A 14,898-nucleotide genomic window follows, 5' to 3' on the forward strand; every position below is an offset into this window, starting at 1 on the left:
CTACCCGCGCAACGACCACACGGCCTTGTCGACCCGGCGCTGCCGCGTCTCCGGGGCCTTCGCGGCGAGCACCGGGTCCACGAGCGCCCGCTGCCGTGAGGCCGACAGGGTCTCGTAGGCCGCCCGGACCCCGGCCTCGTCGAACGCCGCCGCCAGGTCGGAGGGCAGCTCGACCGTCCGCGGCAGGGTGTCGACCTCGAGCGTGACCTCGACGGTGTCCCCGGCGGCGATGCCCGCTGCGGTGCGATGCGCCTCGGACAGCGGGACCAGGAACTGCCCGCCCATCACGCCGACCATGGACCGGTAGGTGTGACCGCCGTCGATCGTGACGACCACGGCGGGGCGCTTCCCGGAGCCGAGGGCGTCGATGACCTCCTCGGGGACGGGCAGGCCGGTGGCCGTCTTCCTCGCCTGCAGGACCGTCGTCGTGAACTGCACCAGTGCCTCCCGGCTGTCCGCGGTCGTGGCCGCACCCGCGCGGCCGACGCGACCGCACCGGCGCGGCCGACGCGACCGCACCCGTACCGCCGGCGCGACCGAGCGTCGTACCGGTCGAGCGCGCACCGCGCGACCGGACGTCGAGCCCGCCGCGACCGACCCTTGCCGGGGACCGTCCCCGGCAGCGAAACCGTACAGCCGCACCCGCTGTTCCGCCACCGTTCACCGCCGCAGCACGACCCCGAAACCGGGCGCGTCCACGATCGTGCCGAACCCGGACCCCCGGACACCCGAACCCCCCACAGCTCCCGGAAGGCACACCCCGTGCAGCACACCCGCACCCTGGCCGGCATCGCCCTGGCCGCAGCAGCAGTCGTCACCCTGGCCGGTTGCTCGGCGACGAGCAGCGCGTCGACGTCGAGCGACACCGACTGGAAGACCGCCACGAGCGCCGAGTCGGCCGGCGGCATGGACGCCCTCGTCAAGGCCGCGAAGGCCGAGGGGCAGCTCAACGTCATCGCCCTCCCGCCGACCTGGGCGAACTACGGCAAGATCATCGACGGCTTCGAGAAGAAGTACGACATCAAGATCAACTCGGCCAACCCCAACGGCTCCAGTGCCGACGAGGTCGCGGCGGTCAAGTCGCAGCAGGGCCAGTCGACCGCGCCCGACGTGCTCGACCTCGGCAACGCGGTGATGCAGCAGAACCTCGACCTGCTCACCGACTACAAGGTGGCGAACTGGTCGGACATCCCGGACACGCTGAAGGACGCGGACGGCAAGTGGACGCGTGACTACACGGGCCTCATGTCGATCGGGTACGACTCGTCGAAGATCAAGGACGCCCCGAAGGACCTGAACGACCTGCTCGGCAGCGAGTACAAGGGCAAGGTCTCGATCGCGGGCGACCCGACGCAGGCGAACCAGGCCGCCTCGGCGGTGTACCTCGCCGCGCTCGAGAACGGCGGCTCGGCGGACGACATCACCAAGGGTGTCGACTACTTCGGCAAGCTGAAGCAGGCCGGCAACTTCCAGAACGTGCTGCCCACGCAGGCGACCGTCGCGTCGGGTGAGACCCCGGTCGTCGTCCAGTGGTCCTACAACAACCTCGCCTGGGGTCCGGCCGCCGGTTCGAGCGGCAACCAGAACTGGAAGACCGTCGTCCCCGAGGGGCAGGCGCTCGGCTCGTACTACTCGCAGGCGATCAACAAGGACGCGCCGCACCCCGCGGCAGCGCGCCTCTGGCAGGAGTACATCGCCAGCCCGGACGCGCAGAACCTGTACCTGCAGGCCGGCGCCTTCCCGTCGACCCTCGCGGCGATGGAGCAGTCGGGCAAGGTCGACGAGGACGCGCTCCAGGCTGCCGGTGGCATGCCGAAGGACTACGTCGAGCTGACCGACGCGCAGGTGACCGACGCGGCGAAGGTCCTCGCCGCGAAGTGGTCCGCCACGATGGGGTCCTGACAGCCGTGACGACCGCATCGGCGCCGGGCGGCAGCGCGTTCGCCCCGGGCGCGAGCACGGGCGCGAGCACAGGGGCGAGCACGAGCACGGGCACGGGCACGACGGGCACGACGGGCACGGGCACGACGGGCACGAGCGCGGGCACCGCAGTGCCGGTCCCCGCCGCCACCAGCGCGGCGGCGGCCCCCGTCGAGCCGACCGGCGCCGATGCGACCACCCGTGGCGCTGGGACCCGATCCCGGCGCCGCCCCGGCCTCGCCTGGCTCGGCCTCACCCCGTTCGCCGCGTACGTCCTGCTGTTCCTCGCCGTCCCCACCGTGATCGCGGTGGGGAGCGGCTTCACGACCGGCGACGGGGCGTTCACCCTCGCGAACCTCGCAGCGTTCCGCGACCCGTCGGTCCTCCGCGCCTTCGGCGGCTCGTTCGGCCTGTCCGCGGTCTCGGCCGTGATCGGCGCGGTCGTCGGCGCCCTGGTGTGCTGGGCGCTCTCCGCGCTCCGTCCCGACGGGCTCGTGCGCTCGATGATCGACTCGGCAGCGAGCGTGCTCGCCCAGTTCGGCGGCGTGATGCTCGCCTTCGCGTTCATCGCGACGATCGGCGCGCAGGGTCTCGTCACCACCTGGCTGGTCTCGGCCTTCGGCCTCGACCTCAACGCCGGCGGCGCCTTCCTCTACACCGTGCCCGGCCTCGTCATCCCCTACGTCTACTTCCAGGTGCCGCTCATGGTCCTCACGTTCATGCCCGCCCTCGAGGGGGTCCGCTCCCAGTGGGGCGAGGCCGCCGCGACCCTCGGCGCCTCGCGCGCGACGTACTGGCGGCGCATCGCCCTGCCCGTGCTCGCGCCGGCGTTCTGGGGCTCGCTGCTCCTGCTCTTCGCGAACGCGTTCTCGTCGTTCGCGACCGCCGCAGCACTCATCTCGCAGGGCGGCATCGTCCCGCTGACGATCCGCGCCCAGCTCACGAGCGAGACGATCATCGGACTGCAGAACGTCGCCGGGGTGCTCGCACTCGGCATGGTCGTGGTCATGGCGGTCGTGATGGGCGCCTACTCGCTGCTCCAGCGTCGCGCCGCGAGGTGGCAGCGGTGACCGCCGTGTCGTCGGTCCGCCCCGTGGCGACCGCACCCCGGCCTGGAGGCTCCACCCGCCCCGGCCGCTTCGGCGTCGCCCCGTCGCGGGTCACCGCCGTCGTCGTGCTCACCCTGGTCGGACTCGTCTTCGCCGTGCCGCTGGTCGCCCTGGCCCAGTTCACCTTCCGACAGGGCACCGACGGCGGTCTCACCCTCGACCACTACGCGGCGATCGTCGACCCCGCGAACACCGCGACGTACCAGCCGGTGTTCGACGGCCTCGCGGCGTCGCTGCTCATCGCGGTCATCACCGTCGCGATCGTGCTGTTCGTGCTGCTGCCCGCCCAGATCGTCACCGCGCTCCGCCACCCCCGCCTGCGCCGTGTGCTCGAGTTCGTCTGCCTGGTGCCGATCACCGTGCCCGTGGTGGTGCTCGTCGTCGGCTTCATCCCCGTGTACCAGGTGGTGGCGCAGGTCCTCGGTTCGGGCGCGTGGACCCTGGCCCCCGCGATCGGCATCGTGTCGCTGCCGTTCGCGTTCCGTCCGATCGCCGCGGCGCTGACCTCGGTCGACGTCACGGTGCTGTCCGAGGCCGCTCGCTCGCTCGGCGCCTCGTGGTGGACCGTGACGTGGCGGATCCTGCTGCCGAACCTCCGTCGTGGCATCACGGCCGCGTGCTTCCTGACCATCACGGTCGTCCTCGGCGAGTACACCCTCGCCTCGTTCCTCTCGCGCACCACGTTCCAGACCGCCCTCGTGCTCGTGCAGCAGACCGACCCGTACGTCGCCGCGGTCTTCTCGCTCGCCGCACTGCTGTTCGGCTTCGTGCTGCTCGTCGTCATCGGCCGGCTCGGCGCGGGCCGCCGGCGCACCCCGAAGGAGTCCGCATGACCGTCACCGCCCCTGCCGCCCCGGCGTCGCTGTCCACCGAGGGGGCGACCGTCGAGCTCGACGCCGTCGAGAAGCACTACGGCCCTCACCGTGCGCTCGCCGGCCTGTCGCTCCGCATCGAGCCCGGCGAGTTCGTCTCGCTGCTCGGGCCGTCCGGCTGCGGCAAGACCACGGCGCTCCGGGCGCTCGCCGGGCTCGAGGCGATCGACTCCGGCGCGATCCGCATCGACGGGGCGGACGTCGCCGCCGTGCCGGTCGAGCGGCGCGACATCGGCATGGTGTTCCAGCAGTACTCGCTGTTCCCGCACATGACGGTGCGGCAGAACGTGTCGTTCGGCCTCGAGATGCGCAAGGTCGCCACCGCAGCTCGCCGCGAGCGGGTCATCGAGGCGCTCGACATGGTGCACCTCGCCGACTTCGCCGACCGGTTCCCGCACCAGCTCTCCGGCGGACAGCAGCAGCGCGTCGCCCTCGCCCGCGCGCTCGTGACCCGGCCGCGCGTGCTCCTGCTCGACGAGCCGCTGTCCGCGCTCGACGCGAAGGTGCGGGTGTCCCTGCGCGACGAGATCCGTCGCATCCAGAGCGACCTCGGCATCACGACCGTGTTCGTCACCCACGACCAGGAGGAAGCGCTCGCCGTCTCCGACCGCATCGCGGTGATGAACGCCGGCGGCATCGAGCAGGTAGGCACCCCCGAGGAGCTCTACCGCCACCCGGTCTCGGCGTTCACGGCGGACTTCGTCGGGCAGTCGAACCGCCTGCGAGGGGACCTGCGCGGCGGCGACGTCTTCGTCTACGGCTTCCGCGTCCCGGCGCTCGCGGGGGACACCGCGGACGGCCCGGTGCTCGCCTACGTCCGCCCCGAGGACGTCGCCTTCGCCGCGGAGGGCGTCACCGGCACCGTCGTCGCGTCGAGCTTCCTCGGCTCGATCCGCCGCACGACGGTCCGGCTCGACGACGACACGGTCGTGACGGTGCAGCACGAGGTCGGCGACCGTCGCGTCGCCGGTGACGCAGTGGCCGTGCGGCTGCTCGGCGCTCCGGTCGCGGTCGCCCCGCTCGCCTAGCGGCCCGGGCGTCTCCGAGACTCGGGCTACGCGACGGATCGCGGGCCGCAGGGCATGAGAACCGTCGTTCACCCCGAGACTCGGCCCGGGCCACGGACGCGAGCGGTTCCGGACGGGAGGCGCGGGGCGGGCCCGCACCGTGCCTCCCGTCCGGTACGGTCAGCGCTCGAAGCGCGCGGCCGGCTCGTCGGACAGGCCCGCCTCGACCCGGGCGATCATGTCCGCGGACATCTCCGGCAGGGCGTCGAGCCGGGCCCAGAACGCCTCGGTGTTCTCGCCGTCGGCGGGCGCCGGCGTGCCGGACACGTACCGGCAGGCGAACACGAGGTCGAGGTACTGCGCGCGGTCACCGTTCGGGTAGGTCATCTCCGGCAGGACGTGCACCCAGTTCAGGCGCTCGGCGACCGCGACGACGTCGGCCTCCTCGAGCACCTCGCGCTCGGCGGCGACCGCGGGCTCCTCGCCCGGGTCGACGATGCCCGTCACCGGCGTCAGCGCGCCGTTGTCCGCGCGCCGGACGACGAGCAGCTCGCGGTCGGGACCCTCGCCGCGCGTGACGACGGCGGTGATGCCCGTCATCCAGAGCGGGTCGTTCCCGACCTTCTCGCGCAGGGACAGGACGAAGTCAGGGGTCGGCATGCCTCCACGCTACCGATCGCCCCTGTCGCCGACTGGTCATGACCAGTAGGGTGACGGCGTGGAGATCATCATCCTGCCGACGCCGGCCGAGGTCGGTCGCGTCGCCGCCGCCAAGATCGCCTCGGTCGTCGCCGAGAAGCCGTCCGCCGTCGTGGGCCTCGCCACCGGGTCGAGCCCGCAGGGCATCTACGCCGACCTGCGCCGCCGGGTCGAGGCGGGCGAGGTGTCCTTCGCCGCCGCACGTGGGTTCGCCCTCGACGAGTACGTCGGCATCCCGCTCGAGCACCCGGAGTCGTACGCGTCGGTCATCGCCCGCGACGTGGTCGAGCCGCTCGGGTTCGACCCCTCGCGCGTGCGGGTGCCGGACGGCCGCGCGACGGACCTGGCGTTCGCGGCCAAGGAGTACGACGCCGCGATCCGGGCCGCCGGCGGTGTCGACGTGCAGATCCTCGGCATCGGGGCGAACGGGCACATCGGGTTCAACGAGCCGACGTCGTCGTTCGCGTCCCGGACGCGCATCAAGACCCTGGCGCCGTCCACGCGCGAGGCCAACGCCCGCTTCTTCGACTCCCTCGACGACGTGCCGACGCACTGCATGACGCAGGGTCTCGGCACGATCCTCGAGGCGCGCGAGCTCGTCCTCGTCGCGCAGGGCTCCGCCAAGGCCGACGCCGTCGCCGCCGCGGTCGAGGGGCCGCTGTCGTCGTTCGTGCCCGGCTCGGCGCTGCAACTGCACGAGCACGCGACCGTCGTGGTGGACGAGGAGGCGGCCGCCGGGCTGCGCCTGGCCGACTACTACCGGTACACGTACGCGCACAAGCCGGAGTGGCAGCGCTTCGAGTGACCCACGGGGTCAGCGGGCTGAGGCCAGGCGGGCCAACCCCTCGCGCAGGGTCTCCTCGGAGCACCCGAAGTTGAGCCGGGCGTGGCCGATGCCCGGCCGGCCGAAGTCGCGGCCGTTCGTCAGCGCGACCTTCGCCCGGTCGACCAGCTGCAGGGCCGGGTCCTCGCCCCACGGCAGGGCGCGCAGGTCGAGCCAGGCCAGGTAGGACGCCTGCGGCTGCCGGTACCCCGCGCCGGGCAGGGCGCTGCCGAGCTCCTCGGCGAGGACACGACGGTTGCCGGCCAGCTCGGCGAGCAGCGACGCGAGCCAGGGCTCCCCGTCCCGGAAGGCGGCGACGCTCGCGGTGTACCCGAGGATCCCGGTGCGCTCGACGACCTCGACGGGTAGTCCGTCGAACCAAGCGCGTGCCCGCTCGGACGCGCCGACCATCAGCGCGCACTTCGTCCCGGCCAGGTTCCACGCCTTGCTCGCGCTCGTCAGGGCGACGCCGTGCTCCACCGCCTCGGGTCCGCAGGTGAGGAACGGCGTGAACACCGCGTCCGCGTGCACGAGCGGCGCGTGGATCTCGTCGGAGACGACGACGGCGTCCCACGCCGCGGCGAGCCGGGCGAGTGCCACGAGGTCCTCGCGGGCGTGCACGAGGCCGAGGGGGTTGTGCGGGTTGCAGAGCAGCACGGTACGGGCACCGTCGGCGAAGGCGCGCTCGATCCCGGCGAGGTCCATCCGCCAGCCGGCCGTCGTACCGAACGGGTCCGGCTCGCCGTCCGGGGCGAGCAGCGGCACCTCGGTGACGGCTCCGCCGGCCTCGCGGACGTACTCCCAGAACGGCGGGTAGACGGGCGGCATGAGGACGACCTGGTCGCCGGGGTCGATGATCCGGCGGAGCACCTCGACCGCCGCGACCGACACGTCGGTGGTGGTCCGGACGAGGTCCGGGTCGACGTCCCATCCCCACCGGCGGCCGGCGAAGTCGGCGAAGACCTCGGGGAGCACCCGAGTGTGCCCGACGTACCCGGTGTCCCCGTTCCGGACCGCGCGCTCGAGTGCGTCGTGCACCGGCTCGGCGGGGACGGAGTCCATCTCGGCGACGAACATCGGCAGGACCTCGGGCGGGTACGCCGTGTACTTCTCGCTCGTGCGGGTGCGCTGCGCATCGAACACGCTCACCATGACGCTCATGCGGCCATCCTGACAGCGGCGGTCGCGGACGTCACGCGACCGACGTGCCGAGCAGCTCCTCGGACAGCTCCCACACGCGTCGGGCGTCCTCGGCACTGCGGAGCGGCTTCCAGAGCTCGAGCCGCCCCGGTGCACCCCCGACACCGCCCGGGCCGGTCGGCCCGACGAAGCCGCCGTCCCGCACGGCCGGGTCGGTGGCTGCGACGAGTGCGGGCAGTCCAGCGGTGCGCGAGGTCCCGACGAGCAGGCCTCGCGCGGACAGCCAGCGGATCACCCGGACCTGGGGCGTGTCGCCGCTCCGGCCGAGCTCGGGGCGCGCGGCGAGCAGGCTCGTCGGTGCGACGCCCGGGTGCGCGAGGTTGCTCGTGATGCCCCATCCGCGCTCGGCGCTGCGTCGACCGAGCTCGAGCCCGAACAGGCCGAACGCGATCTTCGACTGCCGGTACGCGCGCATCCCGTCGTAGCTGCGCTCCCAGTTCGGGTCCTCCCAGTGCACGGAGCCGCTCCGCGCGACGATGCTGACCTGCGAGGTGACGTGCCCGCGCGCCGCACGCAGCAGCGGGAGGAGCCCACGGACGAGTGCGACGTGTCCGAGGTGGTTCGTGCCGAGCTGCAGCTCGAAGCCGTCGGCGGTCGTCTGCCGCTCGGGCGGGGTCATCACGCCCGCGTTGCCCACGAGCAGGTCGACCGGCGTGCCCTCCGCGAGCATCGAGTCCGCGAACGCGTCCACCGACGCCAGGGACGACAGGTCCATCGTGCCGAGCTCCACGACGGCGTCGGGGTGCTCGCGCTGCACCCGGGCTCGCGCCGCCTCGCCCTTCGCCGGGTTGCGGACGGGCAGCACGACCGCGGCTCCGGCTCCGGCGAGCGCCGTCGCGATGCCCAGGCCGATGCCGTCGCTGGCGCCGGTGACGACGGCGCGGGTACCGTCCAGTCGCGGCAGGGTGGTGTCGATGGGGCGTCTCGGCACGGTGGTCTCCTCGTCGTCGTCGCCCGTGGTCGGGCTGGTGCCAGCCTGCGGCGGCCGACCGCCCGCAACCAGGACCTGACGGACCGTGGCTGCGGAGGACGTGCACCGGCGAGGATGGACCCGTGATCGATCGACCGGAGCTCGGCGCGTACCTCCGCACACGACGGGAGGCCCTGCAACCGTCCGACGTCGGCCTCCCGCCGGGGCAGCGGCGCCGGACGTCCGGACTGCGCCGCGAGGAGGTCGCGGCGCTCTGCCACATGTCCGCGGACTACTACGCGCGGCTCGAACGCGGCACGGGTCCGCAGCCGTCCGAGCAGATGGTCGCCGCGATCGCCCAGGGACTCCACCTGAGCCCGGCGGAACGCGACCACGTCTTCCGGCTCGCCGGCCATCGCCCACCGGAGTCCGGCGCGGGCTCGGACCACGTGGGCCCCGGGATGATGCGCATCTTCGACCGCCTGGTGGACACCCCGGCCGAGGTCGTCACGGAGCTCGGTGAGACGCTCCTGCAGACACCGCTCGCCGCCGCCCTGTTCGGCGACGCGAGCCAGCGGCAGGGGTCAGCCCGTTCGATCGGCTGGCGCTGGTTCACGGAACCGCGTGCGAGGAACCTGTTCCCACCGGAGGACCGGGACGCGACCGCGCGGCTCTACGTGTCTTCGCTGCGCGAGGTCGCGACGCGTCGCGGGGCCGGCTCCCGGGCGGCACGGCTCGCCGACGAGCTCCTGCAGCGCTCCGACGAGTTCCGCGCGCTGTGGGACCGGCACGAGGTCGGCCTCGTCCCGGGGTCCGTCAAGCGCTACGACCACCCCGAGGTCGGCCGGGTCGAGCTGCACTGTCAGGTGCTCCTCGACCCGGAGCAGGCGCACGTGCTGCTCGTGTACACCGCGGTCCCGGGGACCGAGAGCCACGACCGGCTCCGGCTGCTGTCCGTCCTCGCGGGCTGAGACCGTCCCCGGATCGTGACCACCGACCCGCGGTCGTTCGGCGACCATGGACGCATGCGTCGGGGGACGAGCGGACTGGCCACGGCATCGGCATCGGCCGTGCTGGTGCTCGTGGCGACCGGGTGCTCCGGCGTCGGGCCGACGGCGTGCACGGCGATCGGCTGGAGCAACACCGTCGCGGTCGAGGTCCCGGGCTCGGCGGACCCGGCGTCCGGCGTCGCGGGCGTCGACGTCTGCCAGGGCGCGGACTGCACGCCCGGGGAACCCTCGCCGCCGGTGCCCCCGACCGCTCCCGGGGACGCCACACCCGGCGGACCACCGGTCGGTGTCCCGTCCTCGGACGCGTCCGTGCCGACGGACGACGCGGCTCGCTCCCCGGTGTTCCCGACGCCCACACCGGACGGCGACGTCTGGTCCGTGCCGACGACGGGGACCGACGAGCGCGGCCGCGTCGCGGTCATCGGCGCGGACGACCGGGTGCTCGTCGAACGGGACGTCCGCTTCACGTGGGTCCGGCACGGCGGGAGCGAGCAGTGCGGCGGCCCGTCGACGGCACGGGTCGTGGTCCGACTGCCCTGACCGCAAGCCGCCGACGATGCACCGGACTCCCGGGCGCGACCGGTAGGAGTGGGAGACCGCAGTCGACGCACGAAGGAGTGCCTCTTGCCAGAACGCGCCGTGCCGGACCGTCCCACCCCGCTCGACCCGGAGTCGCTCCCGGAACCGGTCGACGTCAGCGACGACTCCGAGGCGCTGCGTGCCGTGCACGAGGTCGTCGCCGCCGGACCCTTCGACGCGACGTGGGAGTCCTTGGCCGCCTACGAGCCTCCACGCTGGTACGAGGACGCGAAGTTCGGCGTCTTCCTGCACTGGGGCGTGTACTCCGTCCCGGCGTTCGGCAACGAGTGGTACTCCCGCGAGATGTACCGGCAGGGCACCGACGCGTACGAGCACCACCTCGCCACCCACGGCGAGCACCGGGACTTCGGGTACAAGGACTTCATCCCGTCGTTCACGATGGAGCACTTCGACCCGGCCGAGTGGGCCGCGCTGTTCCGTCGCGCCGGCGCGCAGTTCGTCGTCCCCGTCGCCGAGCACCACGACGGCTTCGCGATGTACGACACGGACCGCTCCCGGTGGAGTGCCGCGCGGATGGGCCCGCGGCGCGACGTCTTCGGCGACCTCTCCCGAGCGGTCGACGAGGCCTGGATGATCCGCGGTGCCTCGTCGCACCGTGCCGAGCACTGGTTCTTCATGAACGGCGGCGCCCGGTTCGACTCCGACGTGCTCGACCCGCGGTGGTCGGACTTCTACGGCCCCGCCCAGCGTGAGGAGACGGCTCCGAACGAGCGCTTCCTCGAGGACTGGCTCCTGCGCACCGTCGAGGTCATCGACAAGTACCGGCCGCAGGTGCTCTGGTTCGACTGGTGGATCGAGCAGCCGGCGTTCGCCCCGGTGCTCCGGACCCTCGCCGCGTACTACTACAACCGCGCGGCGGAGTGGGGCCGCGAGGTCGTCATCAACTACAAGTGGGGAGCCTTCGCGCCCGGCGCCGCGGTCTACGACATCGAGCGCGGTGCCGTCGCCGGGGTCGAGCCGACCGTCTGGCAGAACGACACGTCAGTGTCGCGGACGTCCTGGTGCTGGGTCGAGGGCCACGAGTACAAGAGCGTCCGCGAGCTCGTCGCCGAGCTCGTCGACGTCGTCTCGAAGCGCGGGGTGCTGCTGCTCAACGTCGGCCCGAAGCCGGACGGCACGATCCCGGCCGAGGAGCAGCACCTGCTCGAGGGCATCGGGCACTGGCTCGGCCTGCACGGCGAGGCGATCTACGGCACCCGCCCCTGGACCGTGCCGTCCGAGGGGCCGACCGCGGTGACCGCCGGATCGTTCGTCGACGCTGCCGCGCCGGCGAACACGGCGGAGGACGTCCGGTACACCGTGCGGCACGACGTCACGGGGGATGCCCTCTACGCGGTCCTGCTCGCACAGCCCGACGACGGCGTCGCACGGCTTCGTGCCCTCGCGTCGACGTCCGCGCTGCTCACCCGCACCATCAGCGACGTCGCGGTGCTCGGCTCCGGCTCGGTCACCCGGTGGGACCGCACCCCGGACGCCCTCGAGGTGGCGATCAGCGGCTCCACGACCGAGCACAGCGGGCCCGTGCTGCGGATCCGCTTCGCGCCGGAGCAGGAACAGCCCCGCCAGGACTTCCTGCACCAGTGACCACCCGGCGGGAGCGGGTGGTCGTCGTCAGGCGCCAGCGGTGTCGGGGCGCATCCAGAACGGTGACCAGTGGTACCCGTCCGGGTCGTCGAACTGCCGCTGGTACATGAACGTGTACTCGTCGGTGTCACCGATCCGGCCACCGGCAGCACGGGCCCGCTCGATCAGCTCGTCGATGGCCTCACGGCTGTCGAGGTCGAACGAGAGCGTGACCTTCGACGGGGTGTCCGGGCCACCGACCAGGTCCTCGGTCCCGCCGACGCTCGCGTACGCCTCACGGCTGCTGAGCATCAGGTACTGGTCGGGGCCGAACACGATGCACGAGACGTCGTCCCGCGACATCCGCGGGTCGACCGTCCACCCGAGGGACGTGTAGAACGCGGTGGCGCGCTCGACGCTCGCGACCGGGCAGGAGACGAAGAGGCTCACGAAGTGATGGTCCCGCCGCGCGCCGCCTCGGTCAAGACCCGGCGGGCACCAGCTCCCGACCGGCTCCCCACACCCGCTGCACCTCGAGAGCGGGCGAGAGTGCCACGAGGTCCGCTGCGTACCCGGGCGCGATCCGTCCGAGGCGGTCCCCGAGCCCCAGCGCCGCGGCCGGTGTGCTCGTCAGCGCCGCGACCGCCTCGGGCAGCGTGGCCCCGGCGGACGACACGGCGAGCCGCAGCGCTGCGTCCTGCGTCAGCGTCGAGCCCGCGATCGTGTCCGTCCCGGCGACCCGTGCGACGCCGTCCACGACGTCCACCGACAGCGACCCGAGCGCGTAGGAGCCGTCGGGCGAACCCGCTGCGGCCATCGCGTCGGTGATGAGCGCGACCCGGCCGGGGGCGGCGCGCAGGAGCACCCGGGCGACGGCGGGGTGCACGTGCACGCCGTCGAGGATGAGTTCGAGGGTCACGCGGTCGTCCTCGAGTGCCGCGGCGATCGGGCCCGGCGCCCGGTGGTGCACCCCCGGCATCGCGTTGCACGCGTGGGTGAGCACGGTGGCTCCGGCGTCGAAGGCCGCTCGGGCCTGGTCGTACGAGCAGACGGTGTGGCCCACGGCGACCGTGACCCCGGCGTCGACGAAGCGGCGGACCGCGTCGAGTGCTCCCGGCAGCTCGGGTGCGATCGTGACCTGCCGCAGAACCCCGGCACCTGCGGCGAGCAGGGCGTCCACCGCGGTCGGCGACGGATCGACCAGGTGTGCGGCGTTGTGTGCGCCCTTGTTGTCGGGGGAGAGGAACGGGCCCTCGAGGTGCGCGCCGAGCACGAGCGGGTCGACTGCGGCGACGGTGCGGATCCGGTCGAGCGACGCGGCGAGCGACGACAGCGGGTTCGCGACGAGCGACAGGACCGAGCGGGTCGTGCCGTGCGCCCGGTGGACCGCGAGGGCGGCGTCGAAGGTGTCGTCCTCGTAGGCCGCACCACCACCACCGTGCCCGTGCAGGTCGACGAAGCCGGGCGTCAGGACGGCGTCGCCGAGGTCGACGACCTCGGCGGACGAGGCGGCTGTCGGCAGGTCGGCTCCGGCGCCGACCGCCTCGATCACGTCACCTGCGAGCAGGACCCAGCCGTCGTCCACCGACCCGGCCACGTCGACGAGGCGACCGGAACGGACGAGCGTGCGCCGCGCCTCCCGGCCGGAGCCGGAGCCGGAACCGGAGCCGGAACCGGAGCCGGAGACAGGAACGGAACCGGAGCCGGACACCGACGCAGCCCCGCTGCTCACGCCGTCTCCCGCCGGAACGCGACCACCCCGGAGAGTGCCGCGACCAGCACGAAGACCAACCCGACCACCGGGTGCCCGAGCGACACCCAGGCGCCACCCGCCGCGATGACCAGCGCGGTCTCGACGACCACCTTGCCCACCACGTCCGTGTCGATCGGCGAGCGCGGCGATCGGAAGAGGAACCAGACGACCGCGGCGAACAGCGGCGCCCCGACCATGAACAGCGCGCCGGGGAACGGGAACGGCCACGCGAGGTAGCCCCAGTACGCCAGCGACAGCAGCCCGAACGCGCACACCAGCACGCGCAGCACCACCCAGGCGGAGACGGACGCCCGGGGGCGTGCGGGTGCCGGGTCGGTGGGCGGTGGGACCTCGCCCCAGTCGACGGGACTCTGCGGTGCGTTCGTCATGCGGCGCCTACTTGAAGATGATGGTGCGGGCGCCGTCGAGCAGGACGCGGTCCTCCGCGATCCAGCGCACCGCCTGCGTCAGGGTGCGGGACTCCTCGTCCTGGCCGATCGAGACCAGCTCGGCGGGTTCCTTCGTGTGGTCGACGCGGACGACGTTCTGCTCGATGATCGGCCCCTCGTCGAGGTCGCTCGTCACGAAGTGGGCCGTCGCACCGATGAGCTTCACGCCGCGGGCGTGCGCCTGCCGGTACGGGTTCGCGCCCTTGAAGCCGGGCAGGAACGAGTGGTGGATGTTGACCGCGCGGCCCTCGAGCGCGGCGCACAGCTCCGGCGAGAGGATCTGCATGTAGCGCGCGAGGACGACGAGTTCGATGTCGTGCTCCTCGACGGCCTCGAGGATCCGCTGCTCCATCGCCTGCTTCGAGGCGGGGTCGGAGACCGGTCGGTGCTCGAACGGCACCGAGTAGAACGACGCGAGGCCGGACAGGTCGGCGTGGTTCGACAGGACGAGCGGGACCTCGATCGGCAGCTGCCCACCGCGCTGCCGGTACAGCAGGTCGTTCAGGCAGTGCCCGGCCTTCGACACGAGCACCAGGGTGCGCATCGGACGTCCGACGACGTCGAGCTGGACACGCATGTCGTAGCGCTGGACGACGGGCGCGAGGGCCTGCTCGAAGGCCTCGCGGTCGACCGGCGCCAGGACCTGCAGTCGCATGAAGAACGAGTTCGTGTCGGCGCTCGAGAACTGCTGCGACTCGGTGATGTTGCCGTTGGCCGCCACGACGGCTCCGGACACGGCGTGCACGATCCCGGGCTGGTCGTCGCAGACGAGCGTGAGGGTCCAGTGCGTGGGGTTCGGGTCGGTCACGGAGATCAGGGTACCGGGGCGGTCCGGCGGTCCGGCCTTCCGGTGCTCCGCCGTTCCGGTGCTTCGGCGTTCCGGCGTTTCGGCGCCTCGGTCGGGAGGCCCGTGGTGCGTCCGGCGCGCGGCCTGCGCGTGGCGGGCGGCGGGACCCCCACCGGTGACCGTGTCCACAAGGGCT

16 protein-coding genes are annotated in these 14,898 nt (G+C 73.0%); 8 read left to right on the forward strand and 8 right to left on the reverse strand.

The window, feature by feature from the left end; genetic code table 11:
• Positions 1–438, reverse strand: coding sequence for a DUF1905 domain-containing protein (locus ACIPEQ_RS12835; RefSeq protein ID WP_402715452.1), 438 nt, complete (start codon positions 436–438; stop codon positions 1–3).
• 324 nt (positions 439–762) lie between these two features.
• Between ACIPEQ_RS12835 and ACIPEQ_RS12840 the strand changes: the two genes are divergently transcribed.
• From ACIPEQ_RS12840 to ACIPEQ_RS12855, 4 genes are read left to right on the forward strand one after another with little or no spacing between them, the layout of a single operon-like run.
• Complete coding sequence (locus ACIPEQ_RS12840; protein WP_402715453.1) at positions 763–1,902, forward strand: ABC transporter substrate-binding protein; 1,140 nt, start codon at positions 763–765, stop codon at positions 1,900–1,902.
• A gap of 5 nt (positions 1,903–1,907) precedes the next feature.
• A complete protein-coding gene (locus tag ACIPEQ_RS12845) occupies positions 1,908–2,990 on the forward strand; it encodes an ABC transporter permease (protein WP_402715454.1) in 1,083 nt (360 codons plus the stop codon).
• Positions 2,987–3,862, forward strand: a complete 876-nt coding sequence (locus ACIPEQ_RS12850) for an ABC transporter permease (protein ID WP_402715455.1) — start codon at positions 2,987–2,989, stop codon at positions 3,860–3,862. Before ACIPEQ_RS12845 ends, ACIPEQ_RS12850 begins: the two co-directional genes overlap by 4 nt.
• The gene (locus tag ACIPEQ_RS12855; protein ID WP_402715456.1) at positions 3,859–4,929 is read left to right on the forward strand and encodes an ABC transporter ATP-binding protein; all 1,071 of its coding nucleotides are present in this window, start codon (positions 3,859–3,861) and stop codon (positions 4,927–4,929) included. Before ACIPEQ_RS12850 ends, ACIPEQ_RS12855 begins: the two co-directional genes overlap by 4 nt.
• Before the next feature lie 159 nt (positions 4,930–5,088).
• Here ACIPEQ_RS12855 and ACIPEQ_RS12860 read toward each other — a convergent pair whose 3' ends face one another.
• Positions 5,089–5,568, reverse strand: a complete 480-nt coding sequence (locus tag ACIPEQ_RS12860) for an NUDIX hydrolase (protein ID WP_402715457.1) — start codon at positions 5,566–5,568, stop codon at positions 5,089–5,091.
• Between the two features lie 58 nt (positions 5,569–5,626).
• Between ACIPEQ_RS12860 and nagB the strand changes: the two genes are divergently transcribed.
• Entirely contained in the window at positions 5,627–6,412 is a 786-nt protein-coding gene (nagB, locus tag ACIPEQ_RS12865; RefSeq protein ID WP_209675477.1) for a glucosamine-6-phosphate deaminase, read from the forward strand.
• 9 nt (positions 6,413–6,421) lie between these two features.
• Here the strand turns inward: nagB and ACIPEQ_RS12870 are convergent, their stop codons facing one another.
• Positions 6,422–7,591, reverse strand: coding sequence for a MalY/PatB family protein (locus ACIPEQ_RS12870; protein ID WP_402715458.1), 1,170 nt, complete (start codon positions 7,589–7,591; stop codon positions 6,422–6,424).
• Between the two features lie 31 nt (positions 7,592–7,622).
• Positions 7,623–8,561: an SDR family oxidoreductase gene (locus ACIPEQ_RS12875; RefSeq protein ID WP_402715459.1), complete on the reverse strand. Its 939-nt coding sequence runs from the start codon at positions 8,559–8,561 to the stop codon at positions 7,623–7,625.
• A 122-nt stretch (positions 8,562–8,683) separates the two neighbouring features.
• Here ACIPEQ_RS12875 and ACIPEQ_RS12880 point away from each other — a divergent pair, with 122 nt between their 5' ends.
• The 3 genes from ACIPEQ_RS12880 (at position 8,684) to ACIPEQ_RS12890 (ending at position 11,734) form a co-directional block, all read left to right on the forward strand.
• Positions 8,684–9,511 carry a helix-turn-helix transcriptional regulator gene (locus ACIPEQ_RS12880; protein WP_402715460.1) on the forward strand — a complete coding sequence of 276 codons (828 nt, stop codon included), beginning with the start codon at positions 8,684–8,686 and terminating at the stop codon, positions 9,509–9,511.
• A gap of 15 nt (positions 9,512–9,526) precedes the next feature.
• On the forward strand, positions 9,527–10,090 hold the full coding sequence (locus ACIPEQ_RS12885; RefSeq protein WP_402715461.1) for a hypothetical protein: 564 nt from the start codon (positions 9,527–9,529) through the stop codon (positions 10,088–10,090).
• A gap of 84 nt (positions 10,091–10,174) precedes the next feature.
• Complete coding sequence (locus ACIPEQ_RS12890; RefSeq protein WP_402715462.1) at positions 10,175–11,734, forward strand: alpha-L-fucosidase; 1,560 nt, start codon at positions 10,175–10,177, stop codon at positions 11,732–11,734.
• Positions 11,735–11,761: 27 nt separating this feature from the next.
• Here the strand turns inward: ACIPEQ_RS12890 and ACIPEQ_RS12895 are convergent, their stop codons facing one another.
• The 4 genes from ACIPEQ_RS12895 to purU are packed head-to-tail and all read right to left on the reverse strand — an operon-like array spanning position 11,762 to position 14,723.
• Positions 11,762–12,163, reverse strand: a complete 402-nt coding sequence (locus ACIPEQ_RS12895; RefSeq protein ID WP_402715463.1) for a VOC family protein — start codon at positions 12,161–12,163, stop codon at positions 11,762–11,764.
• Positions 12,164–12,194: 31 nt separating this feature from the next.
• Entirely contained in the window at positions 12,195–13,445 is a 1,251-nt protein-coding gene (gene nagA, locus ACIPEQ_RS12900; RefSeq protein WP_402715464.1) for an N-acetylglucosamine-6-phosphate deacetylase, read from the reverse strand.
• Positions 13,442–13,855 carry a YrdB family protein gene (locus ACIPEQ_RS12905; protein WP_402715465.1) on the reverse strand — a complete coding sequence of 138 codons (414 nt, stop codon included), beginning with the start codon at positions 13,853–13,855 and terminating at the stop codon, positions 13,442–13,444. The genes nagA and ACIPEQ_RS12905 overlap by 4 nt, the downstream gene beginning before the upstream one ends.
• 7 nt (positions 13,856–13,862) lie before the next feature.
• Complete coding sequence (purU, locus tag ACIPEQ_RS12910) at positions 13,863–14,723, reverse strand: formyltetrahydrofolate deformylase (protein WP_250366184.1); 861 nt, start codon at positions 14,721–14,723, stop codon at positions 13,863–13,865.
• Positions 14,724–14,898 lie beyond the last annotated feature (175 nt).

Origin of the sequence: Curtobacterium sp. NPDC087080, assembly GCF_044745105.1 — a bacterium.
In the GTDB taxonomy this organism is placed as follows: Bacteria; Actinomycetota; Actinomycetes; order Actinomycetales; family Microbacteriaceae; genus Curtobacterium.

Excerpts from the sequence above, each read along its gene's own strand:
- ACIPEQ_RS12870 (WP_402715458.1), bottom strand. The coding sequence starts at position 7,591 with ATGAGCGTCATGGTGAGCGTGTTCGATGCGCAGCGCACCCGCACGAGC.
- ACIPEQ_RS12905 (WP_402715465.1), bottom strand. The coding sequence starts at position 13,855 with ATGACGAACGCACCGCAGAGTCCCGTCGACTGGGGCGAGGTCCCACCG.
- ACIPEQ_RS12860 (WP_402715457.1), bottom strand. The coding sequence starts at position 5,568 with ATGCCGACCCCTGACTTCGTCCTGTCCCTGCGCGAGAAGGTCGGGAAC.
- ACIPEQ_RS12855 (WP_402715456.1), top strand. The coding sequence starts at position 3,859 with ATGACCGTCACCGCCCCTGCCGCCCCGGCGTCGCTGTCCACCGAGGGG.